This window comes from Streptomyces sp. sk2.1, from assembly GCF_008120935.1.
In the GTDB taxonomy this organism is placed as follows: Bacteria; Actinomycetota; Actinomycetes; order Streptomycetales; family Streptomycetaceae; genus Streptomyces.
This window is the reverse complement of record NZ_RDBO01000077.1, coordinates 700,181-724,069: the sequence shown is the minus strand read 5'-3', so window position 1 is coordinate 724,069 and position 23,889 is coordinate 700,181. Positions and strand designations below refer to the sequence as shown.

Below are 23,889 nucleotides of genomic sequence, written 5' to 3'. Positions count from 1 at the left end.
ATCACCGTACCGATGGGTGTCCCCATGATGTCCGCGATCTCCTTGTACGCAAAGCCCTCAACGTCGGCCAGATACACGGCGATACGGAATTCCTCGGGGATGGCCTGGAGCGCTTCCTTCACGTCCGAGTCGGGCAGATGGTCGAGCGCCTGCGACTCCGCGGAGCGCAAGCCCGTCGACATGTGCGACTCGGCGCGGGCGAGCTGCCAGTCCTCGATCTCCTCGGCCGCGGAGCGCTGGGGTTCGCGCTGCTTCTTGCGGTACGAGTGGTCGAGCGCCTGCGACTCCGCGGAGCGCAAGCCCGTCGACATGTGCGACTCGGCGCGGGCGAGCTGCCAGTCCTCGATCTCCTCGGCCGCGGAGCGCTGGGGTTCGCGCTGCTTCTTGCGGTACGAGTTGATGAAGGTGTTGGTGAGGATCCGGTACAGCCACGCCTTGAGGTTGGTGCCCTCACGGAACTGGTGGAAGGACGCCCAACGATGGTCAATGGAGGCGCCACGCTAGCGATTTGCGGGCAGGCCCGAGCGGCAATGGACCGGATTAGCACATTCGGGTGACGGGTGGGGTGACGTACCGGACCGGGGCCGTTCGGCGCCGGCCGCCCGTCGGCGCGCGTCCGGGCGGCACCGGCCCGCAGCAGGGAACCGAAGGGGTGTCTGCCGCCCGTCGGCGCGCGTCCGGGCGGCACCGACGCGGCGGGGGCGTGTCCGGGCCCGGACACGCGGGTGGGGGCGCGCCGCGTCGTGCGCGGCGCGCCCCCACTCGTACGGAACGCGAGGAGGACCGGTCAGGGCCGACGCCCGGCCGTCACTCCTTGGCGGCGGCCGGCGTCTCGCTCTCCGCGGCCGTCACGTCCTGCTCGGGCACCGCCTGGCCCGAGCGGATCAGATCGATCCGGCCCATCACCTTGGACCGCAGATCGGTCGGTACGTCGTCCTGGCCGCAGCAGCGCTTCACCAGCTTCTTCACGGCCTGCTCCAGACCGTACTTCTCCAGGCACGGGGAGCACTCCTCGAAGTGCACCTCGAACTTGGTGCAGTCACTGTCGGGCATCTCGTGGTCGAGGAACTCGTAGAGGTGGTCGAGCACCTCCGAGCAGTCCGTCTCGTGCGGCTCTCCGCAGCTCATGAGCCCGAGCCTTTCCGATCGTCCGACTCTCCGGCACCGGCCGGGACGAGCCCGCGCTCACGGGCGTAGTCCTCCAGCATGCCGCGCAACTGGCGGCGGCCCCGGTGCAGTCGGGACATCACCGTACCGATGGGAGTCCCCATGATGTCCGCGATCTCCTTGTAGGCAAAGCCCTCTACATCGGCGAGATACACGGCGATGCGGAACTCCTCGGGGATCGCCTGCAGGGCGGACTTCACGTCCGAGTCGGGCAGGTGGTCGAGCGCCTGCGACTCCGCGGAGCGCAGACCGGTCGACATGTGCGACTCGGCACGCGCCAGCTGCCAGTCCTCGATCTCCTCGGCGGCGCTGCGCTGGGGTTCCCGCTGCTTCTTGCGGTACGAGTTGATGAAGGTATTGGTGAGGATGCGGTACATCCACGCCTTGAGGTTGGTGCCCTCACGGAACTGATGGAAGGAGCCGTACGCCTTGGCGTACGTCTCCTGGACCAGGTCCTCGGCGTCCGCGGGGTTGCGCGTCATGCGCAACGCGGCCGAGTACATCTGGTCGAGGTAACCGAGAGCGTCCCGCTCGAAGCGTGCGTTGCGCTCGGCAGCCGTCTCCGGTACGCGGCCGTCGTCGGTCCCTGTGTCGGTCCCAGTGACCGGACCCACCTCCTCCAACGCTGTGGCGGAGCCGAAACCGGACCCGCTCGAATCGGAGAATAGTCGACCTTGCTTCGAGACGGGCTGTCGATTCGATCCGCCCGACGCCCGCTCGGGAGCGGTCCTGGCCGCATGCAGGACCGTCCACTCCAGGTCAGCGGCGTTCGAGCGACGCGGGCAGATGGTCGAACCCATGCGACGGACTCCCTCTCCACACATACGACGTTGTTGTACCGATGACACGCACAACAGCCGCCCCTCGCCCAACATTCCCGGCGTGTGCGTCACACGGGGGCGAGGCCGGTGGAGAGCCATCCGGTCACGGCGGCGGTCAGGGTCCCCAGTGCCTCCTCCTGCGTCGTGCCGGCCTTCTTCGGCACGGCGAAGCCGTGGTCGGCGTACGGCACCTCGGCGATCCCGTACGTCCCCGGGGAGAATTCGGCGGGCCGCCCGAACGGGTCGTTGCCGCCCTGCACGACGAGCGTGGGCACGCCGGTGCCGGTGAGCTCGTCCTCGCGGGACTTCTCCGGCTTTCCCGGAGGGTGCAGCGGGAAGGCGAGCGCGAGGACGGCGCGGGCGCCCAGCTCCGCGGCCGTCCGGCAGGCCACCCGGGCCCCGGCGCTGCGTCCGCCCGCGACGACGGGCGCCCCGGCGGCGGCGAGGGCGGGCCACACCCCCCGCCATCCGGTGTCCAGCGTCCTCGGGGCGGGCGCCAGCTTCTTCCCGGCGACCCGCCACGGCTGCTCCACCAGGGCGACGGTCACCCCGTGGGCGGGCAGCGCGGCGGCCAGGGCCCGGAGGTCGCGGGCCTCGATGCCGCCGCCCGCTCCGTGGCCGAGTGCGAGCACGAGCCGGGCGCCCGCGGCGCCCTCGGCGGGGAACCAGGTGATCCTGGCCGGTCCGGCATCGGTTCCGACCGTCTCGACCGTACGGTCCTTCTCTGTGGTGGTCACGCGTCCCATCCTCCCCCGGCGGGAGGTCGAGAGGGCGTCAGAAGAGGGTGCCCTCCTCCGGCGCGGCCAACTCCTCCACCAGCTCGGGCCCGTTGTTGCGGACGTTGCTGACGGCCGTGGCCACCGGGTAGGCCCGCATCAGCCCGGCCGGCGGCGGTGCGAGCAGCCCCCGCACCTCCTCGGCCCCGGTGTTCGACGGGTCGAGCCAGGCGTCCCACCGGTCCGGGGTGAGCATCAGCGGCATCCGGGGATGGATGTCGGCGAGCGTCGCCGGGCCCTCGGCGGGGGCGACGCCGAGCGGGGTGGTCTCCGCCTCCGCGGTGATCACCGAGCAGGTCACCCACCAGGCCATCGGGTGGTCGTCGGGCAGGGTCCGGTCGCGCCAGAAGTCGTACAGCCCCGCCATCGCGAAGACCGACCCGTCGGCGGGCGTCACGAAGTACGGCTGCTTGCGCGGGCGCTTCTTCCTCCCCTTCTCCTCCAACTGCCGCTCGTCCGCGCCGGTGACCCACTCGTAGTAGCCGTCGGCGGGCAGGATGCAGCGCCGGGAGGCGAAGGAGCGCCGGAAGGACGGCTTCTCGTGGACGGTCTCCGCGCGGGCGTTGATCATCCGCGCGGCACCGTCGGGCGACTTCGACCAGGACGGCACGAGTCCCCATCTCAGGGTGCGCATCTGGCGAACCGGACGCGGGTCCGCCGCGTCCTTCACAGGACGTTCCAGTACCGCGTAGACCTCCTTGGTCGGCGCCACGTTCCAATCCGGCGCCAGGGCCTCCGCGGGCTCCCACTTCTCGACCTGGAAGATTCCGGTCAGGTCCTCGGGCCGCCGACTCGATGCATACCGTCCGCACATGAGTGCCAGACTGCCACGACCGTCACGACGACAAGACGCCGATACCGCAAGGAGCCGCCCGCGTCATGGACAGCACCGATCTGGGCAATCTGTGGGACCGCGTCACCGGCACCCAGCCCGCCCCCGAACAGTGGCTCGTGGTAGTGACCGGGACGCTCGCCCTCATCGCCGTCGTACCGAACCCGCTGTGGCGGCTGAGCCGCAACGCGATCACCATCGCGCACGAGGGCGGCCACGGGCTGATCGCGCTGCTCACCGGCCGGCAGCTCACCGGCATCCGACTGCACTCGGACACCAGCGGCCTCACCGTCAGCCGCGGCAAACCGACCGGCATCGGCATGATCCTCACCGCGGCGGCCGGCTACACCGCCCCGCCGCTGCTGGGGCTGGGCGGGGCGTGGCTGCTGGTCGACGGCAGGATCACGCTGCTGCTGTGGCTGGCCACCGCGCTGCTCGTGGTGATGCTGGTGATGATCCGCAACGTGTACGGGGCGCTGGCGGTGATCCTCACCGGTTCGGTCTTCCTGCTGGTGTCCTGGCTGGCCTCGCCCGCCGTGCAGTCGCTGTTCGCGTACGCCGTGGTCTGGTTCCTGCTGCTCGGCGGCGTGCGGCCGGCCTTCGAGCTCCAGTCGAAGCGGCGGCACGGGGGCGCGCCGGACTCGGACGCGGACCAGTTGTCACGGCTGACCGACGTGCCCGCGCCGCTCTGGCTCTTCCTCTTCCACGCGGTGTCGCTCTCCTCCCTGATCGGTGGCGGTCGCTGGCTGCTCGGCATGTGAGACGGGCGGCGGACGACGACGGCGGGCGGGCCCGCCGGACGCTCTAGAGTGAAGTCCATGACCGAAAGCTCCGTGCACCCCGCCCTCTGGCCCGCCCCGCATGCGACCGGGGCCGTCGACGCGACCGTCACCGTGCCCGGGTCGAAGTCGGTCACCAACCGCGCGCTCGTCCTCGCCGCGCTCGCCGCCGAGCCCGGCTGGCTGCGCCGCCCGCTGCGCTCCCGCGACACCCTGCTGATGGCCGAGGCGCTGCGCGCGATGGGCGTCGGCATCGAGGAGACGGTCTCGTCCAGCTCCGCCGTCACCGGCGGCCCGGAGGCGTCCGGCGAGGCGTGGCGGGTCATCCCGGCCGGCCTGCGCGGCCCCACCACGGTCGACGTCGGCAACGCCGGCACGGTGATGCGCTTCCTGCCGCCGGTCGCGGCCCTCGCCGACGGCCCGATCCGGTTCGACGGCGACCCGCGTTCGTACGAGCGCCCGCTGGACGGCGTGATCGACGCGCTGCGGGTGCTCGGTGCCCGGATCGACGACGAGGGGCGCGGCTCGCTGCCGATGACGGTGCACGGCAGCGGTGCGCTGGACGGCGGGCCGGTGGCGATCGACGCCTCCTCGTCCTCCCAGTTCGTCTCGGCGCTGCTGCTCTCGGCGCCCCGCTTCAACCAGGGGGTGGAGGTGCGCCACACCGGCGCCCGGCTCCCCTCCATGCCGCACATCCGGATGACCGTGGACATGCTGCGGGCGGTCGGCGCGCAGGTCGACGAGCCGGAGACGGGCGGCGAGCCGAACGTCTGGCGGGTCTCCCCCTCCGCCCTGCTCGGCCGCGACCTGACCATCGAGCCCGACCTGTCCAACGCCCAGCCGTTCCTCGCGGCCGCGCTGGTCACCGGCGGCCGGGTCACCATCCCCGACTGGCCCGAGCGCACCACCCAGCCGGGCGACGCGCTGCGCGAGATCTTCACCGCGATGGGCGGCAGCTGCGAGCTGACCGAGCGCGGCCTCACCTTCACCGGATCGGGCCGCGTCCACGGCATCGACGTCGACCTCGGCGAGGTCGGCGAGCTGACGCCCGGCATCGCCGCGGTCGCGGCCCTCGCCGACTCGCCGTCCACCCTGAGCGGTGTCGCCCATCTGCGGCTGCACGAGACGGACCGGCTGGCCGCGCTCACCAAGGAGATCAACGAGCTCGGCGGCGACGTCACCGAGACCGCCGACGGGCTCCACATCCGGCCCCGGCCGCTGCACGGCGGTACCTTCCATACGTATGACGACCACCGGATGGCAACCGCGGGGTCGATCATCGGCCTTGCCGTCCCCGGAGTGGAGATCGAGAACGTGGCGACAACCGCCAAGACCCTGCCGGACTTCCCGCAGATGTGGACCGGAATGCTCGGGGTCTGAGAGATGCGCCGTTACGGCAAGAACCCCGACGAGGACGACGTCCGGGTCCGCCCCAACCGCAAGGGCAACCGGCCCCGCACCCACATCCGCCCCAAGCACGAGGACGCCGAGGACGGCATGGTCCTCACCGTCGACCGCGGCCGTCTCACCTGTCTCGTCGACGGCCGTACGGTCGTGGCGATGAAGGCCCGCGAGCTGGGCCGGAAGGCCGCCGTGGTGGGCGACACCGTCTCGATCGTCGGGGACCTCTCCGGCGACAAGGACACCCTCGCCCGCATCGTCCGCATCGGTGAGCGCCGCTCGGTGCTGCGCCGGACCGCGGACGACGACGATCCGTACGAGCGGGTGGTCGTCGCCAACGCCGACCAGCTGGCGATCGTCACGGCGCTGGCCGATCCGGAACCCCGGCCGCGGATGATCGACCGCTGTCTGGTCGCCGCGTACGACGGCGGGCTCTCCCCGCTCCTGGTGCTCACCAAGTCGGACCTGGCCTCCCCGGACAAGCTGCTGGAGGCGTACACCCCGCTGGGCGTCCCGTTCGTCGTCACCAGCCGCGAGGAGCTGGAGAACGGCGACGCGGCCGACCGGGTCCGCGAGCAGCTCCAGGACCGGGTCACCGCCTTCGTCGGGCACTCCGGCGTCGGCAAGACCACGCTGGTCAACGCCCTCGTGCCGAAGGACCGGCAGCGCACGACCGGAGTGGTCAACGCGGTCACGGGCCGCGGCCGACACACCACCACGTCGGCGCTCGCGCTGCCGTTGTCCGGCGGTCGCGGCTGGGTGATCGACACCCCCGGCGTGCGCTCCTTCGGGCTCAACCACATCGACCCGTCCCGGGTGATCCACGCGTTCCCCGACCTGGAGCCCGGCGCCGAGGAGTGCCCGCGCGGCTGCACCCATGACAGCCGGCAACCGGAATGCGCCCTGGACGCCTGGGTGGCGGACGGCCACGCCGACCCGGCACGGCTCGACTCGCTGCGCCGGCTGCTGTCCACCCGCGAGCGGCGCGAGGGCGACTGACCCGGCGGACCGGTCCCGGCCGGGCGACGCGTCGGCGACCGGGCCGGGCACGTTTGCGATCTGCCGCCGCCGGTAAATGCATAATCACACCGAGCCTGGCAAGGCGGTCACCGACGTGGAAGGGCACTGACGATGGCGTGGCTGCTGGTCGTGGTCGCAGGACTTCTGGAGACCGGTTTCGCCGTCTGCCTGAAACTCTCGCACGGCTTCACCCGGCTCTGGCCGACCATCGCGTTCGCCGTCTTCGCCCTCGGCAGCTTCGGGCTGCTGACGCTGTCGCTGAAGAAGCTCGACGTGGGGCCCGCCTACGCCGTGTGGACCGGCATCGGCGCGGCGGGCACCGCGATCTACGGCATGGTCTTCCTCGACGACGTGGTCTCCACCCTCAAGCTGGTCTCCATCACCCTGGTCATCCTCGGGGTGATCGGACTCCAGCTCTCGGGCTCGGCCCACTGACCGGCGCCGCCCCGGCCACCTGCGGGAACACGGCTCAGACGACCGGGCCGGGCGCCCCCTCCAGCACCTGGCGCACCAGCGGGACCGGTCCCCGCCCCGTCCCCGGCCGCGCCGGCACCAGCGCGTAGCTCAGGGCCAGTCTGAGCACGATCTCGCAGCGCGCGGCGAGCGCCGCCGACTCGTGCGGCGGCCGTCGCGCGACCGGGTCCGGGCCGAAGGCCCCGAGGACGGTCGCCGCGCGTTCCCCGGCCAGCCGGAGCAGCTCCGCGGGCGGCGGTGTCCCGGCATCGGCGCGCCGCTGGGCGGGCACCGGCGAGAGGGGCGGCGGGCCACCGCGCACGGGGCGGGGCGACCGTTCGCTCCAGCAGCCTGTCAGCACCCCTCTGACCAGGGCGTTCGCGCGTACGGTCCGGACGGTCCAGACGGCGGTGGCGGTGAGTCTCTCCGTCGCGCCGCCGTTCGAGGCCAGCGCCCGTTCCACCCCGGCCAGATAGCCGTCGGCGGCGTCCCGGAGCAGGGCGCGGGCCAGGCCGTCCTTGCCGCCGAACTCGTTGTGGAGGGTCTGCCGGGAGACGCCGGCGGCGGCTGCCACGTCGACCATGCGCACCGCCGTCCAGGGCCGGGTCTCCAGCGCCGAGAGGGCGGCGTCCAGCAGTGCTTCCCGCGCTGTGGGCATCGTCGCCTCCCGCGCCGAGGGCTCCGCCCCAGCGTTGGGGCACCCCGGAGAACTGTCAATGGCCCGCGCGGGCCCGGGGTCCTGTGGTCCCGTTCACCCGCGGTCGATACTGTGACGACATGCCCGATTACCACGATGATCTGCGCCTTGCCCATGTACTGGCGGACGCCGCCGACGCGGCGACGATGGACCGGTTCAAGGCCCTGGACCTCAAGGTCGAGACCAAGCCGGACATGACGCCGGTGAGCGAGGCCGACAAGGCCGCCGAGGAGCTGATCCGGGGCCATCTCCAGCGGGCGCGCCCGCGTGACGCGATCCTGGGCGAGGAGTTCGGCATCGAGGGCACCGGTCCGCGGCGCTGGGTGATCGACCCGATCGACGGCACCAAGAACTACGTGCGCGGTGTGCCGGTCTGGGCGACGCTGATCTCGCTGATGGAGGCCGGGGAGGACGGCTTCCAGCCGGTCGTCGGCGTGGTGTCGGCCCCGGCGCTGAACCGGCGCTGGTGGGCGGCGAAGGGGGCCGGGGCGTTCACCGGCCGCAGTCTGACCTCCGCGACCCGGCTCCAGGTGTCGAAGGTCGAGCGGATCGCGGACGCCTCGTTCGCGTACGCGTCGCTGAGCGGCTGGGAGGAGCAGGGCCGGCTCGACGGGTTCCTGGACCTGACCCGGGCCTGCTGGCGCACCCGCGGGTACGGCGACTTCTGGCCGTACATGATGGTCGCCGAGGGTTCGGTGGACATCTGTGCGGAGCCGGAGCTCTCGCTCTGGGACATGGCCGCCAACGCGATCGTCGTCCAGGAGGCGGGCGGGAGTTTCACCAGCCTGGACGGGGTCCCCGGCCCCGGCGGCGGCAACGCCGCGGCCTCCAACGGCCTGCTCCACCACGAACTGCTGGGTTATCTCAACCAGCGCTACTGATCCGGTCCCGCCCCCGCGCGCCCCGTACCGCCCGGGGCGCGCACGAGGGGGGCATCCGCCGCCCGGACCGCGTCGGCGGCCCCGCCCGGCCGACCGGGGGCGGTCCGGGGCGGCGCCGCGCGCCCCCGTGTGCGCACTCCGGGGCGGCTTCGCCCCTTGTCCGTCCCCCGCATCGGTGCGACGCTGGGAGTCCCCCCGCTTGTGCATTTGTGAACCGACCCGTGCGGTCGTTCCGACAAGGAGGTGGCTCCTTTCATGCTCGTCCGTGACGCCATGAGCACTCTGGTCCTCACCATCGGCCCCGCCCACACGCTCCGTCAGGCCGCTCGGCTGATGTCGGTCCGTCGCGTCGGGGCCGCGGTCGTCCTCGACCAGGAAACCAGCGGGCTCGGCATCCTCACCGAACGCGACATACTCGACGCGGTCGGCTGGGGCCAGGACCCCGACGTCGAGACCGCCGCCGCCCACACCACCACCGACGTGGTCTTCGCCGCCCCCACCTGGACCCTGCAGGAGGCCGCGGAGGCCATGACGCACGGCGGGTTCCGCCATCTGATCGTGCTGGACGACCACGGTCCGGTGGGCATCGTCTCGGTCCGCGACATCCTGCGCTGCTGGACGCCCACCAGGCGCCGCCGCCACGCGGAGCTCATCGGCTGAGGGCCCCGGAACGGCCGGCGGGCCGGTCTCCGGGGAAGGGAGACCGGCCCGCCGTCGACGACAGGCGTCCGGGTCAGCCGCGCAGGGCTTGGACCGCGGCCTCCAGACGCTTGCCGAAGTCGCCGTCCGCCCGGCGGAAGTTGTTGATCGCGCGCTCGGCGATGTCGTCGCGCGACACCTTGGCGATGAACCCGGCGAGGTTGTCGACCAGTCGCGCCTTCTCGTCCTCGGAGAAGAGCTGGTAGAGGTTTCCGGCCTGCACGAAGTCGTCGTCCTCGGCGTGGCTCGGGGCCGCGTGCGTACCGACCTCGCCGTTGACGGTGGTGGGTCCCCACAGCGGGCGGTCCGTCTGCGCCGGGCCGCCGAAGCTGTTCGGCTCGTAGTTCTTCGCCCCCTTGTGACGGCCGTCGTACAGATAGCCGTCACGGCTGTTGGTGCGCGCCTCGGTGGCGTGCGGACGGTTCACCGGCAGGTGGTCGGCGTTGATGCCGACGCGGTAGCGGTGGGCGTCGCCATAGGCGAAGAGGCGGCCCTGGAGCATCTTGTCGGGGGACGGACCGATGCCCGGCACGAAGTGCGCGGGGCTGAAGATCGACTGCTCGACCTCGGCGAAGATGTTCTCCGGGTTGCGGTTGAGCTCCAGCTTCCCGATCTCGATCGGCGGGTAGTCCTCGTGCGGCCACACCTTGGTGAGGTCGAACGGGTTGAAGCGGTACGTGGCCGCCTCGGCCGCCGGCATGATCTGGACCTGCACGGTCCAGGTCGGGAAGTCGCCGCGCTCGATGGCCTCGCGCAGGTCGCGCTGGTGGCTGTCCGGGTCGGAACCGGCCAGGAGGGCGGCCTCCTCCGAGGTGAGGTTCTTGATGCCCTGGTCGGTCTTGAAGTGGTACTTGACCCAGAAGACCTCGCCGGCCTCGTTGTTCCACTGGAAGGTGTGGGAACCGTAGCCGTTCATGTGGCGGTAGCTGGCGGGGATGCCGCGGTCGCCGAAGAGCCAGGTCACCTGGTGGGTGGACTCGGGGGACAGACCCCAGAAGTCCCAGACGTTGTCCGCCTCCTGCGAGCCGGTGTACGGGTCGCGCTTCTGGGTGTGGATGAAGTCGGGGAACTTGATGGCGTCCTTGATGAAGAACACCGGGGTGTTGTTGCCGACGAGGTCGTAGTTGCCCTCCTCGGTGTAGAACTTCAGCGCCCAGCCGCGGGGGTCGCGCACCGCGTCGGCCGCGCCGAGGTTGCCCGCGACGGTGGAGAAGCGCAGGAACGTCTCGGTCTGCTTGCCGACCTCGGAGAGGAACTTCGCCCGCGTCCACCGCGAGACGTCACGGGTCAGCGTGAACGTGCCGTACGCACCGGCGCCGCGGGCGTGCACGACACGCTCCGGGATGCGCTCGCGGTTGAAGTGCGCCAGCTTCTCCAGCAGCGACTGGTCCTGCACCAGGACGGGACCGCCGACGCCCGCGGTCTGGCTGTTCTGGTTGTCGGCGACCGGCGCTCCGGCCTCCGTGGTGAGCGGTCCCTGCGTCACGTGCGCCTCCTGCGTCGTTCCTGCACATTCGTCATGTCCTGCACAGCCTGTCCCTTGGCCTATGCCGATCCCGATCCTACAATGGACATTGTCCAAGTCAAGGTGGCATCCAAATCAACATCCGTTCGGGATACGTCCCCTCCACTGTTAGGCTTGTCGTCATGAGTGACCTGCTGGAACGACTCCGCGGACGCGGCTGGCGCATGACCGCACAGCGGCGCGTCGTGGCCGAGGTCCTCGACGGGGACCATGTGCATCTGACGGCCGACGAGGTCCACGCGCGGGCCGTCGTCAAGCTGCCCGAGATCTCCCGCGCCACCGTCTACAACACCCTGGGCGAGATGGTGACGCTCGGCGAGGTCATCGAGGTCTCCACGGATCGCCGCGCCAAGCGCTACGACCCGAACGCGCACCGCCCCCACCACCACCTCGTCTGCGCGAGCTGCGGCGCGATCCGCGACGTGCACCCGGCCGGCGACCCGATGGCGGACCTGCCCAGCGAGGAGCGCTTCGGCTTCACGGTCTCCGGCGTCGAGGTGACCTACCGGGGCATCTGCCCGAACTGCGCCACGACGGCCTGAGCCGGCTCGGCCGACCGGCGGTCACGGCAGGGGGACTTCCCCGCGCACGGCTCTCCCGTCCACGCGGGCCGGCACCTGCGGTCCCGGACATCGCCGGAACGGACCCGGACATGCACAGAGGGCCGGATCCCTGAAGGATCCGGCCCTCTGTTTTCAGTAGCGGGGACAGGATTTGAACCTGCGACCTCTGGGTTATGAGCCCAGCGAGCTACCGAGCTGCTCCACCCCGCGTCGTTGTGTTCACAACATTACGTCACCTCTCCGGACCCGTGCAAATCGATATCGTCCCCGCACGGACGACACGGCTCCGGAACCTCCGCTCCCCCGGCCGCTCACCGTGCCGTCGGACGGTCCGGAGCGGGTCCGGGGACGGCGCGCAGGTCAGGTCGGGACCGGGATCGGGGCGGCTCGCCGCCGGACGGTTCGGAGGCGGCGCGCGGGTCCAGGACCGGGTCGGCTCGCGCCACCGGACGGTTCGGAGGCGGCGCGGACGGTGCCCCGCCGCCCCGGACCCGTCCGTCCCGTCCCGTCCCGTCCCGCCTACGCCGTCAGCTCCTGGTGCAGTGCCTCACGCAGCCGGGCGGCCCGTTCGGCGACCTCCGCCGGGCCCAGCTCGACGGCCCGCGCGCACCAGCGCTGCCCCTCGGTGAGCTCGCCGCGACGGGCGGCCAGCAGGGCCAGGCGCAGGGCCGCCCGCCCGTGCCCGTCGTTCGCGGCGCGGCTCCACCACAGCGCGGCCTCGCGCTCGCTGCCCTCGCGGGCGAGCAGCAGCCCCAGGTTGAAGGCGCCGTTGCGGCTGCCCGCCTCGGCGGCCTCGCGGTACCAGCGGGCGGCGCTGTCCACGTCGCCGCGGGCGGCCGCGAGCATTCCGACCCGCACCTGGGCGCGGCGGTGCCCCTGCTCGGCGGCCCGCTCGTACCACTCCTCGCACTCGGTCTTCTCCGGCATCGGCTCGCCCAGCGCGGGAGGACCGGGGGGCGGTCGGCGCGAGTCCAGCACCCCGGCCAGCCGGAAGGCGGCCTCGGCACTGCCGCCGCCGGCCGCGCAGCGCAGATGACGTTCGGCCTCCTGCTCCTCGCCCCGGTGCAGCAGGGCCATGCCGACCTGGAGCGCGGCCTCGGTGTGCCCGGCCGCCGCCGCCCGCTCGTACCAGACCAGGGCGGCACGGTCCTCGTCGCGCCCGGCGTACAGGATGCCGAGGTTGAACGCCGCGTCCACGCTGCCCGCCTCGGCGGCCTTGGAGAACCAGGGCTCGGCGCCGGTCGCGTCGCCCGCCTGGAGCAGGAGCACGGCCAGCGCGTTGGCGGCCTCGCGGTGGCCCGCGTACGCGGCGCGGCGGTACCACTGCTCGGCCTGCGGCGTGCGGTCCTGCGCCGCGCAGAGCAGCCCGAGGTTGTAGGCGCCGTTGACGTCGCCCGCGTCCATCGCGGCGCGGTACCAGCGTTCGGCGGTCTGCTGCTCGCCGCGTGCGGCGTGCAGCGCGCCCAGGGCGTTGGCCGCGTTGCCGTCGCCGTCCTGCGCCGCGCGCAGCCACCACACGGCGGCACTCTCCTCGTCACCCGCGTCACGCAGCAGGAAGCCGAGCGCGCAGGCGGCCCGCGCCTCACCGGCCTTCGCGGAGATGAGGTACCACCGGCCGGCCTCCTTGGGCTCGCCGCGCTGTTCGAGGATGGCGCCCAGGTGCAGGGCGGCGCGCCGGTGCCCCCGCGCGGCGGCCTGCCGGTACCACTGCTCGGCCTCGCCCACGCGTCCGGTCTCCGGGCCCGCCACCGGGCCGTCGTCCCTGCGCGCCATGACGCGGTCGATGACGTCCGGCCGCTCCGCGCCCCTCCCGCCGGGACCGGAACCCGGCCGCCCGAAGGCGTCGTGCGGGTCGTCCGCGGCGGCGCGGTCCAGCATCCGCGCGAGGCGGTACGCGGCTTCCCGGTGCCCCTGCTCCGCGGCGGCGCGCAGCCAGCGCTCCGCGCCGACGTCGCTGCGGTGCTCCAGCAGGTCGGCGAGGGCGTACGCGCCCAGCGCGTGGCCCTGCTCGGCCGACTGCCGCAGCCAGTACTCGGCGCCGGGCTCGTCGCCGCGCTCGCGGTAGTGACGGCCGAGGGCGTGCGCGGCGGCCGCGGAACCGGCGACGGCTGCGACGCGCCACCAGCCGGCCGCTTCGTCGGGGTATCCGCGCTGGTGGAGCAGGACTCCCAGGTTGTTGGCCGCGGCCCGGTCGCCGTCCGCGGTGGCGCCGCGCAGATAGGGCTCGGCGCCGTCCAGGTCGCCGCGGCGCAGCAGCAGCGCGCCGAGGACGCTCATCGACGCGGTGTCCCCGGCGTCGGCGGCGCGTCGGTGGCGCGCCTCGCTCTCGGCGCTCTCCGGGCTCTCGGCACCACCGGTCGTCCCGGAGGTCCCGTCGGCCCCGGCGCTCCCGCCGATGCGGGCGCTTCCCGTGTTCTCTGTGAACTCCGTGCTCTCGGCGGTCGCGGCACACCCCGCAGTCTCGGCGGTCTCGGTCGTCCCGATGATCTCAGGTGTATCAAGCGTCTCGGGTGTGTCGGTGGTCTCACTCTTTACCGCGGCGTCAACACCAAAAGCCGCGTTCACCCTGCTATCCGGCCGATGAACGCGACGCTGCACAAACCGCCCTGTCTCCAACAGAGTTGCCCTGTCCCCCATAAATACCATCGTCGCACCACCTGTAACCCGCGTACACCCGGTATATCGCGGCCAGTGAGGTCACTTCAGCGTTTTGTCGACATGCCCACAGAGAGACAAGTCAAACACGTCCGGGCCCAACTCGCGCCCCGCGAACCGCTCTTCACGCGCTTCACACAAGAAATCTCGTCATGGCATGACGAAGGCCCGGATCCTCGAAAGGATCCGGGCCTTCGTCTTTCAGTAGCGGGGACAGGATTTGAACCTGCGACCTCTGGGTTATGAGCCCAGCGAGCTACCGAGCTGCTCCACCCCGCGTCGTTGTGTGGAAACCGTACCACGACGTGGGGTGGAGCCTTTACCGGGTTTCTCAGCCGCCGCTGCGGGCGGCCGAGGCGTTCTCCTTGTCCTTCTCCTCCGTCTTGCCCTTGTCGGAGCCGTTCTTGTCCGCGCTGCCCGGCTTGGGCTGGGCGGCCGCCGCACGCTCGAGCGCGTCCTGCAGGTCCTTCTGGGCCTCGCCGTAGGCGGTCCAGTCCTGTTCCTTCAGGGCCGCCTCACCCGCCTCGTAGGCCTTCTGCGCGTCCGCGATCGCCTTCTTCAGCGCCGCGTCGCCGGTGGCCGGCGGCTGCGTGGTGTCGCCCGGTGGCCGGGTGGTGTCCGTGGGCGGCTGGCCGGTGTCGGAGCCCGCCACCCCGAAGACCGCGTTGAGCGCCTCGCCGAGGCTGTTCTCGAAGACGGTCTTCGACCCGTACGAGGCGGCGACCTTCCGCAGCAGCGGATAGTTCTGCGTGCCACCGCGCGTGTAGACCGGCTCGATGTAGAGGAAGCCCCCTTCGAGCGGCACGGTCAGCAGGTTGCCGTACTCGATGTCGGAGTCGGTCCCCTTCAGGTTTCTCACGAACTCGGCGACGTCGTCGTTGCCGTTGAGCTCACTCTGCACCTGACCGGGGCCCTTCACCGTGGTGGTGACCCTCAGCAGCCTTATCGTGCCGTAGTCCTTGCTGGCCGCGTCCGCGTCCACCGCCATGAACGCCCCGAGGTCGGGTCGTCCCTTCGGTGTGAACGTCGTCGTCAGCGAGAACTTCTGATCGTCCTGCCCGGGCATCTTTATGCTCAGGTAGTACGGCGGGACGGAACCGGACTCCTTGTTGGTCGGGTCGTCCGGGACCTGCCACGCGTCACTGCCGCTGTAGAACTGGGCGGGGTTCGTGACGTGGTAGCGGGTGAGCAGTTCGCGCTGCACCTTGAACAGGTCCTGCGGGTACCGCAGGTGGTCCATCAGGTCCTGCGGAATGTCCGTCCTGGACTCGACGGTGCCCGGGAACGCCTTGCGCCAGGTCTTGAGGACCGGGTCCTCGGTGTCCCACTCGTAGAGCTTGACCTTGCCGTCGTACGCGTCGACGGTGGCCTTCACCGAGTTGCGGATGTAGTTGACCTGGTTCTGCTGGGCGACGACCGCGCGCTGGTTGGTGGTCAGCGAGTCGGCCGTGGTGTCACCGAGCGTCGTGCGGGAGGCGTACGGGTAGCCGTTGGTGGTGGTGTACGCGTCGACGATCCACTGGATGCGTCCGTTCACCACCGCCGGGTAGGCGTCGCCGTCGATGGTCAGCCACGGGGCGACCGCCTCGACGCGCTCCTTGGGCGTGCGGTTGTAGAGGATCCGCGAGCCCTCGCCGATGGCTCCCGAGTAGAGGATCTGCGGCTCGCTGAACGCGACGGCGTACGCGGCGCGGTTGAAGGCGTTGGAGAGGCTGACCCCGCTGTTGCCCTGGTAGCTGGTGGTCTTCTCGCCGTCCTCCTCGTAGTCGAGCTCCTTCTGGGGCCCGCCGACGATGGAGTACTGCTCGGTCTTCTCGCCGTAGTAGATCCGCTGCTCGTACTTGCCGAGCTCACCGCCCGTCGGCAGGCCGGACTCGGTGAAGTCCGGGGAACCCTTCGGGTTCTTGCCGGTCGTCGTGCCCCGGGCCGCGATGGCGCCGTAACCGTGGGTGTAGGTGAAGTGGTCGTTGATCCAGTTGCGCTTGGGGATGCCGTCGAGGTTGAGCTCGCGCAGACCGATGATCGTGTCCTGGTCCTTGCCGGCGGCGTCCTTGTAGCGGTCGACGTCCAGCGTCCTGGGGAACTGGTAGTAGTTCCTCTTCTGCTGGAGCTGCTGGAAGGCCGGGGAGACGACGTTGGGGTCCATCACCCGGTAGCTGGCGGCGTCGTCCGCGCTCGCGCGCAGCTTGGCGTCGTCGTCCGTCGTGCTCTTGCCGGAGTAGTCGTCGACCTGCGCGTTGTCGATGTCGTACGCGTCACGCGTCGCGTCGATGTTCTTCCGGATGAACGGGGCTTCCTTGGCCTGCTCGTTCGGCTGGACCTGGAACTTCTGCACGATCGCCGGGTACAGCCCGCCGATCAGGATCGCCGAGAGCACCATGAGGCCGAAGCCGATCACCGGGAGCTGCCAGGTGCGGCGCCAGAGCGTCGCGAAGAACAGCACGGCGCAGATCGCGGCGATGCAGAACAGGATGGTCTTCGCCGGGAGGTAGGCGTTGGCGTCGACGTACCGCAGGCCCGTCCAGTTGTCCGTGGCCTTGAAGTCGCTGGACTTCACGGCCAGGCCGTACCGGTCGAGCCAGTACGCCACGGCCTTCAGCGAGACGAAGACCCCGAGCAGCACCGACAGGTGGCCGGTGGCCGCGCCGGTCGCGCGGGCGCCGGGGCTGGTGATGCGGAGCCCGCCGTACAGGTAGTGGGTCAGCCCGGCGGCGATCAGCGAGAGCACCGTGGCCGCGAAGCCGAAGCCCAGCAGGAATCGGTACCACGGCAGGTCGAAGGCGTAGAAGGACACGTCCAGGTGGAACTGGGGGTCCTTCTGCCCGAACGCCACGCCGTTCACGTACATCAGCCAGGTACGCCACTGGCCGGAGGCGGATGCTCCGGCGATCAGCCCGACGAGCGCGGTGATCGCGAGCAGCACCCACTTCTTGTGCGGGGCCAGGCTCATCCGGTAGCGGTCCAGGCTCTGCTGCTCCAGGGACATCGCGCTCAGCGGCGGCCGGAGCCGGTGCGCGAGCCAGATGTTCAGACCGACGGCGACGGCCATCAGGAGTCCGAAGACGAGGAACAGCCCGATCTTGGTCCACAGGGTGGTGGTGAAGACGGACGAATACGAGACCGACCGGTACCAGAGCCAGTCCGTCCAGAACCCGGCGAACATGACGAACGCCATGGCGAGAATCGCCAGGACGCCCAATGTCATGAGCAGGGTACGGGCGCGCCGGGACGGGCGGCCGACTCTGATCCGTGGCCCTGTCGGGCCTCCGCCGCGGTCCGGCATCTGGAAAGCCAACGTGCGCACCTCGAAGTTCGCGGGTCGTTGTGAAGCGGGCCCAGCGATCGTAGAGCCCACCTATGCAACTTACTGAGGCTTTACCTAGTTCCCGTTACCGGGGCGGAAGGAGGCAGGATGTTGTCCATGTCCAATGTTTCCCCCTCGGGCCCCCCGATGGCCGCGAGCCCGCTCACCGTCGCCGTGCTCGAAATCGACGAGTACATCTCAGGTCTCGGCTGGGACCAGCCGGCCCGGCTCTTCGCCCTGGTCGACACCACCAAGCTGCGGTCCCAGGAGCCCGGTCTCGCGGCCCAGCTCGGCCTCGACGACTCCGAGGCCCCGGCCTCCTCGCTCACCCCCATCGAACAGGACGAGCTGCCGCCGGGCACCGCCCTGGACGAGTTCCTGGCCACGATCGCCTGGCCCGACGCGGTGATCGGATGCGCGATGTCGGTGGAGCGGCTGATGCTGCCGCCGTCCGCCGAGGCGTCCGTGCCGGAGGGGCTCAGCGACGCGCAGCTGACCAAGTGGGTCGCCAAGCACCCGGAGCGCCAGGAGGTGCGGATGACCGTGGCCGTCCTCCGGGACGGTACGCGCGAGTCGGCCGTGCGGCTGCGGGCGAAGGACACCCCGAGCGAGGTGCGGACCGGTGCCGGTCTGGTGCCCGGTCTGGCCGACGCGCTGGCCGCGACCTTCGAGGCCTGACCCGCCTCGGCCCCGCGGGGGCGCGGTCAGCCCGCCGAGCAGCTCGGCAGCCCGGCCGTGTCCCCCGCCCCGATCTTCTCCAGGGACTTCCGCGCGTCGGCGAGCGTCTTCACCCTCACCAGGGTGAGCCCGCTCGGCGTGTCGGAGGCGGCGGCCCCGCAGTTCTCGTCCGGCGTCAGGAAGTACCTGGCGCCCGCGTCGCGCGCGCCGACCAGCTTCATGTTGATGCCGCCGATCGGGCCGACCTTGCCCTTGTCGTCGATCGTGCCGGTGCCCGCGATGAACTTCCCGCCGGTGAGCTCGCCCGGTGTCAGCTTGTCGATGAGGCCCAGCGAGAACATCAGGCCGGCGCTCGGCCCGCCGACGTCGGCGAGCTCGATGTCGATCCGGAACGGGAAGGTGTGGTCCGTCCCGGCCTGGATGCCGACGATCGCGCGGTCCTCCTTGGGGGCCTTCGCGGTCGTGATGACGATCTTCCGGCTGCCCTCGGGCTCCTTGCCGGCCTTCTCCGCCGCCTGTGCCGTCTTCGCGGGGATGATCGTGAACGTGACCTTCTCGCCGGGGTCGTGACGGGTGACGAGCTTCGCCACGTCCTCCGGCTGCTCGATCGGCGTGCCGTCGACCTGCTTGATCACGTCGCCCGCGTGCAGCTTGCCCTGGGCGGGGCTGTCCTTCACGACCGTGGAGACCACGACGCGCGAGGAGACCGGGATGCCCAGCTCGGTCAGCGCGGCGACCTTGGCGCTCTCCTGGGACTGGCTGAACTCCTCGGCGTTCTCCTGCGTCGACTCCTGCTCGGTCTTCCCGTCGGGGTACAGCGTGTCGTGCGGTACGACCACGCCGTCGTGGGCCAGCCAGCCGTAGACGGCCTCGACGAGGTTCATCCGGTAGTCGGCGCCGGTGACCCGGACCGTCGTCATGTTGAGGTTTCCGGACGTCGGGTACGTCTTGTGCCCGGAAATCTGCAGGACGGGTTCGCTGCCGACCTTGCCGAGGGTGTTCACGGTCGGTCCGGGGGACATTTCCGAGTACGGCACTTTGATCAGCACGCCTGCGCAGAGCAGCGCGATGAGGATCAGGGTGGAGGCGAGCATCGTCGCGGTGCGGCGTGGCATGGAACGACAGTACGGGAAGGGACTGTCAGTGCACTGTCGGGGCCGGTCCGCACGGAACGGGCGCCAGGGCGGGGCGCGGCGCCGGAGGGCGTCCGTGACCGGAGCCGCGCCGCGGGTTGGCGACTGCGTATGTGCGACGGATTTCAGACCACGTCGGAACCGGAGTGCGATTTCTCCATCGCCTCACGGAACCGGGCATACCCGGCGAGCTCGGAGACATCACCGGTCGTGCGATTACGAGCGGCCCAGCTACCCCATATCGCAGCGCCGAGCGCAGCGAAAAGCGGAATCAACAACCAGGCGAGTGCTGCCATTACGACCTCCCTACCCCATGAGCGACCGCAACTGACCGATCAGCAGATTAACCGTCTGCGGAATCAACGCTCACGGCAGGGGTGCGGTTACGCAAATCAGGTCCGAACGGCCGTCCCTCCGGGTTGCGCTCAGCAGGCGCCGACCCACTCCTCGGTGCCGTCCGAGAAGCGCTGGTGCTTCCAGATCGGGACCTCGTGCTTGAGGTCGTCGATGAGCTTGCGGCATGCCTCGAACGCCTCGGCGCGGTGCGGGCAGGAGACCGCGACGACCACCGCGAGATCGCCCACTTGGAGGTCGCCCACCCGGTGGACGGCGGCCAGCGCGCGGACCGGGAAGTTCGCGGCGACCTTCTCGGCCACCCGGCGCAGTTCGTCCTGCGCCGACGGGTGACAGGAGTATCCGAGCGCGCCGACGTCCTGACCGCCGTCGTGGTTGCGCACCGTGCCGACGAAGAGCGCCGTGCCACCGGCGGCGTCGTCCCCGACGGCCCGGAAGACCTCGTCGACCGACAGCGGCGTGTCGCGGATCTCCAGCAGCCGGACGGGGTCCATCGACGCCTGCTCGCCGGGGTGGTCGTGAGTGGGAGCCATGTGACCCATGGTGCCGTACGGCACCGACAGCGCGTAATGGCGTTTTCCACCGGCGGGCCGCCCCCGGCCTTGGAGCCTTCTACAGCACCCCGAAGGGGTGCGTGCGGGCACCGGCCGGAAGGAGCGCGCCAAGGAGTCGTGCTCGGGACGCCGTGCCAGGACGCCGTACCCGGGAGGGCCTCGGCCTGGACGCCGTGCCCCGAAGACGCGTGTCCGGGAGGGCGTGCCCTGGAAGGCCGTGTCCGGGGGCTCCCGCGCCCCCGCCCGGTCAGATGCGGCGGCGGGCCTTGCGGGCGCGGCGGACCAGCGCGGCGGTGCCCAGGAGCGCCACGGTCGCACCGGCGGCGCCCGCCGCGGTGGCGTCCTTGCGGCCGAGTCGGCGTCCGGCGACGGTGTGCCGGCCCTCGACCTCTTCGAGGAGCGCGGCGAGCACCTCCTCGTTGGTCCAGGCCGGGCGCCAGCCCACGTCGTGCAGCCGGCTCACGCTGACCACCCAGGGGTGCATCGTGTACGCCAGGTCGCCGGCCGGTGACGGGGTGAGACCGATCCGGTGCAGCCGGGCGGCGGCGCCCAGGGCCACGGCGGAGGGCAGCTCCATCCGGCGTACGCCGCTGAGCTCCTCGACCTCCTCCTGTTCCAGCCAGCCGTCGCAGCCGACCGCGAACTCGCCGTCGATCTTCTCCAGCGCGGCGTACTCCAGGGCCGTGACCAGGTCGTCGACGTGGCAGAACTGCCAGGCCGGACGCGATCCGGCGACGACCAGGAGGCGCGGCGACTCGAAGTAGCGGGTCAGCGCGGTGTCCGTGCCGCCGACCAGGACGGTGGGCCTGACCACGGTCACGTTGAGTCCCGGGTGGGCGCGGGGCGCGCGGCGGCCGAGCCGCTCGATCTCCAGGAGGTCCCCGACGCCGGTGGCCTCGGCGGTGGCCCGCAGCTCGGCGTCCTCGGCGAGCGGGATGTCGTTGTCGGGCAGCGCCCCGTAGACCATCGCCGATGTGCACAGCACGACCCGGTGGACGCCGACGGCCGCCGCGGCGGTCAGCACGGTCTGGGTGCCGCGCACGTTGTAGGCGGTGCGGGCCGCGGGGTCGGTCTCCAGGTCGAGGTCGAGCGCCAGGTGCACCACGACGTCCGCGCCGCGCAGTTTCTCCGCGATGGCGGGGTCGCGGACGTCGAGGAGGTGCCAGGTCGCCTCGGACACCTCGCCGCGCCGCTCGTCGATGGCGATGACCTGCTTGATCTCCTCGGACGCCGCGAGGCGCGCGGTGAGCAGCTCGCCCACGCCGCCGGCGGCTCCGGTGATCGCGACGACGGGGCCACGGCTTCTGGAACGGCTCTTTGCGGGTTTGCTCTCGGTCGAGGGGTCGGACGGGTTTCGCGCTGCGCGAACCTGAGGGTCTGGGGAACTCACCGGGCGTCTCCAGCGGTTGTCTTCAGTACGTACCCGAGTGACGCGTGCGTACCAGGTGGCGTCCATCCTGCCGCAGGGCGGGCCCCGACGGAGCACTGAGGCCCTGAGCGGACTTTTGGTGTCTACGCTGGATGGTGATGTCGGGCAGTCGCCGCCGGTTCGAGCCGGCGGCCCTACGAGCCGAGGAAACCCGTGAGTGACACCCCATTCGGATTCGGCCTTCCGCCGGAGGAGCCGGAGAACGGCGACGAGGGCAAGAAGAAGGACCCCACCGGAGGTGGGCAGGGTTCGGGCGGGCCTGCGAACCCGTTCGGCTTCGGGCCCGGCGCGGGCGGTGAGAATCCGTTCGCGGCGATGTTCGGCACGATGAACCCCAACGACCTGGGCACCGCCTTCCAGCAGCTCGGCCAGATGCTGAGCTACGAGGGCGGTCCCGTGAACTGGGACATGGCCAAGCAGATTGCCCGCCAGACGGTCTCGCAGGGCACGCCGGACGGCACCAAGGACGCCAGCGTCGGCCCGGCCGAGCGGTCCGCGGTCGACGAGGCGCTGCGCCTGGCCGACCTGTGGCTGGACGGCGTGACGTCGCTGCCCTCCGGTTCGGTCTCGACCGTGGCGTGGAGCCGGGCGGAGTGGGTCGAGGCATCCCTGCCCGCCTGGCAGAAGCTGGTCGACCCGGTGGCCGAGCGCGTCGGTCTCGCCATGGGCGACGTGCTGCCCGAGGAGATGCAGGCGATGGCCGGCCCGCTGATCGGCATGATGCGGTCGATGGGCGGCGCGATGTTCGGCCAGCAGATCGGGCAGGCCGTCGGCGTGCTCGCCGGTGAGGTCGTCGGTTCGACCGACATCGGGCTGCCGCTGGGCCCGGCGGGCAAGGCCGCGCTCCTTCCGTTGAACGTCGAGAGGTTCGGCAAGGACCTCAGCGTCCCGCAGGACGAGGTGCGGCTGTACCTGGCCCTGCGCGAGGCCGCCCACCAGCGCCTCTTCGCCCACGTCCCGTGGCTGCGCTCGCACCTCTTCGGTGCCGTCGAGGGGTACGCGCGCGGCATCAAGGTCGACACCAGCAAGCTGGAGGACGTGGTCGGCCAGTTCGACCCGTCGCAGCCCGAGCAGCTGCAGGACGCCCTTCAGCAGGGCATGTTCCAGCCGGAGGACACGCCCGAGCAGAAGGCCGCCCTGGCCCGGCTGGAGACGGCGCTCGCCCTGGTCGAGGGCTGGGTCGACGCCGTGGTCCACGAGGCCGCGAAGTCCCGTCTGACCTCGGCGGACGCCTTGCGCGAGACGATGCGCAGGCGCCGTGCCTCCGGCGGTCCGGCCGAGCAGACGTTCGCCACGCTCATCGGTCTGCAGCTGCGCCCGCGGCGGCTGCGCGACGCCTCGCGGCTGTGGGCGTCCCTCACCGACGCGCGCGGTCTCGACGGACGCGACGCCCTGTGGGAGCACCCCGACATGCTGCCGACGGCCCAGGACCTGGACGATCCGGACGGCTTCGTGCACCACGAGCAGCTGGACTTCTCCGAGCTGGACAAGATGCTCGGCGAGGCCGCGCAGGGCACGCAGAAGCCCGCCTCGGACGACAAGGACGACACCGGCGGCGCCGAGGGTCGCGACGACAGCAGGGGTGACACCGACCGGTGAGCCTGTACGACGACGCCGTGCTCGTGCTGAAGGAGTACGAGCAGCGGGCCGACCCGGCCCAGGACGAGCTGCGCCGGGTCTACCTCGATCATCTGGCGGAACACCCCGACGGCATGTGGAAGGCCTGCGGGGCGGGTCATCTGACGGCCAGCGCCCTGGTCGTCGATCCGGAGCGCGGCCGGGTGCTGCTCACCCTCCACCGCAAGCTGCGGATGTGGTTGCAGATGGGCGGCCACTGCGAGCCGCAGGACACGTCGCTGGCCGCCTCGGCCCTCCGGGAGGCGTCCGAGGAGTCCGGCATCAGCGGCCTGACGCTGCTCCCGGGCGGCCCGGTGACGCTGGATCGCCACCCGATCCCCGCCCCCTGCCACTGGCACCTGGACGTGCAGTACGTGGCACTGGCGCCCTCGGGCTCGACGGAGCAGATCAGCGACGAGTCGCTGGACCTGCGCTGGTTCGCGTACGACGAGGTCGCCTCGGTGGCCGACACGTCGGTCATCAGGCTGACGGAGCTGGCCCGCGCGGCGCTGGAGCGGCGCGGCTAGTACGACGGCACGCGGAAGCGGGTG

At 71.4% G+C, this 23,889-nt stretch carries 22 protein-coding genes, 2 tRNA genes and 2 pseudogenes; 10 read left to right on the top strand and 16 right to left on the bottom strand.

Features of this window, described 5'->3' with window-relative positions:
• From sigR (EAO76_RS47765) to EAO76_RS30485, 6 genes and pseudogenes are all read right to left on the bottom strand, one after another.
• Positions 1-266 (bottom strand): annotated as a pseudogene (sigR, locus tag EAO76_RS47765) (RNA polymerase sigma factor SigR); the annotation flags it as partial.
• A 15-nt stretch (positions 267-281) separates the two neighbouring features.
• A pseudogene (sigR, locus tag EAO76_RS47760) lies at positions 282-476 on the bottom strand (RNA polymerase sigma factor SigR); the annotation flags it as partial.
• A gap of 331 nt (positions 477-807) precedes the next feature.
• Positions 808-1,128: a mycothiol system anti-sigma-R factor gene (gene rsrA / locus EAO76_RS30500; protein ID WP_148839118.1), complete on the bottom strand. Its 321-nt coding sequence runs from the start codon at positions 1,126-1,128 to the stop codon at positions 808-810.
• Positions 1,125-1,781 (bottom strand): sigma-70 family RNA polymerase sigma factor, encoded by a 657-nt coding sequence (locus tag EAO76_RS30495; protein ID WP_187438842.1) that lies wholly within the window; start codon positions 1,779-1,781, stop codon positions 1,125-1,127. Before EAO76_RS30495 ends, rsrA begins: the two co-directional genes overlap by 4 nt.
• A gap of 275 nt (positions 1,782-2,056) precedes the next feature.
• Positions 2,057-2,725 (bottom strand): alpha/beta family hydrolase, encoded by a 669-nt coding sequence (locus EAO76_RS30490; protein WP_262375836.1) that lies wholly within the window; start codon positions 2,723-2,725, stop codon positions 2,057-2,059.
• A gap of 37 nt (positions 2,726-2,762) precedes the next feature.
• The gene (locus EAO76_RS30485; protein WP_148839115.1) at positions 2,763-3,578 is read right to left on the bottom strand and encodes an SOS response-associated peptidase; all 816 of its coding nucleotides are present in this window, start codon (positions 3,576-3,578) and stop codon (positions 2,763-2,765) included.
• Between the two features lie 65 nt (positions 3,579-3,643).
• Here EAO76_RS30485 and EAO76_RS30480 point away from each other — a divergent pair, with 65 nt between their 5' ends.
• The 4 genes from EAO76_RS30480 to EAO76_RS30465 all read left to right on the top strand — a co-directional run bounded on the left by EAO76_RS30480 (position 3,644) and on the right by EAO76_RS30465 (position 7,231).
• Positions 3,644-4,357, top strand: coding sequence for a M50 family metallopeptidase (locus EAO76_RS30480; protein WP_148839114.1), 714 nt, complete (start codon positions 3,644-3,646; stop codon positions 4,355-4,357).
• 57 nt (positions 4,358-4,414) lie between these two features.
• The gene (aroA, locus tag EAO76_RS30475) at positions 4,415-5,755 is read left to right on the top strand and encodes a 3-phosphoshikimate 1-carboxyvinyltransferase (protein ID WP_148839113.1); all 1,341 of its coding nucleotides are present in this window, start codon (positions 4,415-4,417) and stop codon (positions 5,753-5,755) included.
• 3 nt (positions 5,756-5,758) lie between these two features.
• Complete coding sequence (gene rsgA / locus EAO76_RS30470) at positions 5,759-6,775, top strand: ribosome small subunit-dependent GTPase A (RefSeq protein ID WP_148839112.1); 1,017 nt, start codon at positions 5,759-5,761, stop codon at positions 6,773-6,775.
• 132 nt (positions 6,776-6,907) lie between these two features.
• Positions 6,908-7,231 (top strand): multidrug efflux SMR transporter, encoded by a 324-nt coding sequence (locus EAO76_RS30465; RefSeq protein WP_148839111.1) that lies wholly within the window; start codon positions 6,908-6,910, stop codon positions 7,229-7,231.
• A gap of 34 nt (positions 7,232-7,265) precedes the next feature.
• Here the strand turns inward: EAO76_RS30465 and EAO76_RS30460 are convergent, their stop codons facing one another.
• Positions 7,266-7,907 (bottom strand): TetR/AcrR family transcriptional regulator, encoded by a 642-nt coding sequence (locus tag EAO76_RS30460; protein WP_148839110.1) that lies wholly within the window; start codon positions 7,905-7,907, stop codon positions 7,266-7,268.
• A 119-nt stretch (positions 7,908-8,026) separates the two neighbouring features.
• Here EAO76_RS30460 and hisN point away from each other — a divergent pair, with 119 nt between their 5' ends.
• Both hisN and EAO76_RS30450 read left to right on the top strand, forming a co-directional pair.
• Positions 8,027-8,827 carry a histidinol-phosphatase gene (hisN, locus tag EAO76_RS30455; RefSeq protein ID WP_148839109.1) on the top strand — a complete coding sequence of 267 codons (801 nt, stop codon included), beginning with the start codon at positions 8,027-8,029 and terminating at the stop codon, positions 8,825-8,827.
• A 255-nt stretch (positions 8,828-9,082) separates the two neighbouring features.
• Positions 9,083-9,487 (top strand): cyclic nucleotide-binding/CBS domain-containing protein, encoded by a 405-nt coding sequence (locus tag EAO76_RS30450; RefSeq protein ID WP_148839108.1) that lies wholly within the window; start codon positions 9,083-9,085, stop codon positions 9,485-9,487.
• A gap of 73 nt (positions 9,488-9,560) precedes the next feature.
• Here EAO76_RS30450 and EAO76_RS30445 read toward each other — a convergent pair whose 3' ends face one another.
• The gene (locus EAO76_RS30445) at positions 9,561-11,012 is read right to left on the bottom strand and encodes a catalase (protein WP_148839107.1); all 1,452 of its coding nucleotides are present in this window, start codon (positions 11,010-11,012) and stop codon (positions 9,561-9,563) included.
• A gap of 161 nt (positions 11,013-11,173) precedes the next feature.
• Here EAO76_RS30445 and EAO76_RS30440 point away from each other — a divergent pair, with 161 nt between their 5' ends.
• On the top strand, positions 11,174-11,593 hold the full coding sequence (locus tag EAO76_RS30440; protein WP_148839106.1) for a Fur family transcriptional regulator: 420 nt from the start codon (positions 11,174-11,176) through the stop codon (positions 11,591-11,593).
• Between the two features lie 157 nt (positions 11,594-11,750).
• On the opposite strand, the gene EAO76_RS30435 is transcribed toward EAO76_RS30440, so the two are convergent.
• The 4 genes from EAO76_RS30435 to EAO76_RS30420 form a co-directional block, all read right to left on the bottom strand.
• Positions 11,751-11,824: transfer RNA gene (locus EAO76_RS30435), tRNA-Met, on the bottom strand.
• Positions 11,825-12,133: 309 nt separating this feature from the next.
• On the bottom strand, positions 12,134-14,260 hold the full coding sequence (locus EAO76_RS30430; RefSeq protein WP_187438841.1) for a tetratricopeptide repeat protein: 2,127 nt from the start codon (positions 14,258-14,260) through the stop codon (positions 12,134-12,136).
• A 214-nt stretch (positions 14,261-14,474) separates the two neighbouring features.
• Positions 14,475-14,548: transfer RNA gene (locus EAO76_RS30425), tRNA-Met, on the bottom strand.
• A 52-nt stretch (positions 14,549-14,600) separates the two neighbouring features.
• Positions 14,601-17,552, bottom strand: coding sequence for a UPF0182 family protein (locus tag EAO76_RS30420; RefSeq protein WP_187438908.1), 2,952 nt, complete (start codon positions 17,550-17,552; stop codon positions 14,601-14,603).
• Between the two features lie 129 nt (positions 17,553-17,681).
• Between EAO76_RS30420 and EAO76_RS30415 the strand changes: the two genes are divergently transcribed.
• A complete protein-coding gene (locus EAO76_RS30415; protein ID WP_262375835.1) occupies positions 17,682-18,251 on the top strand; it encodes a PPA1309 family protein in 570 nt (189 codons plus the stop codon).
• 26 nt (positions 18,252-18,277) lie between these two features.
• Here the strand turns inward: EAO76_RS30415 and EAO76_RS30410 are convergent, their stop codons facing one another.
• The 4 genes from EAO76_RS30410 to EAO76_RS30400 all read right to left on the bottom strand — a co-directional run bounded on the left by EAO76_RS30410 (position 18,278) and on the right by EAO76_RS30400 (position 21,682).
• Positions 18,278-19,366, bottom strand: coding sequence for a PDZ domain-containing protein (locus EAO76_RS30410; protein ID WP_148839103.1), 1,089 nt, complete (start codon positions 19,364-19,366; stop codon positions 18,278-18,280).
• A 143-nt stretch (positions 19,367-19,509) separates the two neighbouring features.
• A complete protein-coding gene (locus EAO76_RS44895) occupies positions 19,510-19,680 on the bottom strand; it encodes a hypothetical protein (protein ID WP_187438840.1) in 171 nt (56 codons plus the stop codon).
• A gap of 129 nt (positions 19,681-19,809) precedes the next feature.
• Entirely contained in the window at positions 19,810-20,271 is a 462-nt protein-coding gene (locus EAO76_RS30405; RefSeq protein WP_148839102.1) for a molybdenum cofactor biosynthesis protein MoaE, read from the bottom strand.
• Between the two features lie 268 nt (positions 20,272-20,539).
• A complete protein-coding gene (locus EAO76_RS30400; RefSeq protein WP_148839101.1) occupies positions 20,540-21,682 on the bottom strand; it encodes an SDR family oxidoreductase in 1,143 nt (380 codons plus the stop codon).
• Positions 21,683-21,874: 192 nt separating this feature from the next.
• On the opposite strand from EAO76_RS30400, the gene EAO76_RS30395 reads away from it, so the two are divergent.
• Both EAO76_RS30395 and EAO76_RS30390 read left to right on the top strand, forming a co-directional pair.
• A complete protein-coding gene (locus tag EAO76_RS30395) occupies positions 21,875-23,320 on the top strand; it encodes a zinc-dependent metalloprotease (protein ID WP_148839100.1) in 1,446 nt (481 codons plus the stop codon).
• Positions 23,317-23,865, top strand: coding sequence for an NUDIX hydrolase (locus EAO76_RS30390; protein WP_148839099.1), 549 nt, complete (start codon positions 23,317-23,319; stop codon positions 23,863-23,865). Before EAO76_RS30395 ends, EAO76_RS30390 begins: the two co-directional genes overlap by 4 nt.
• Positions 23,866-23,889: the final 24 nt, after the last annotated feature.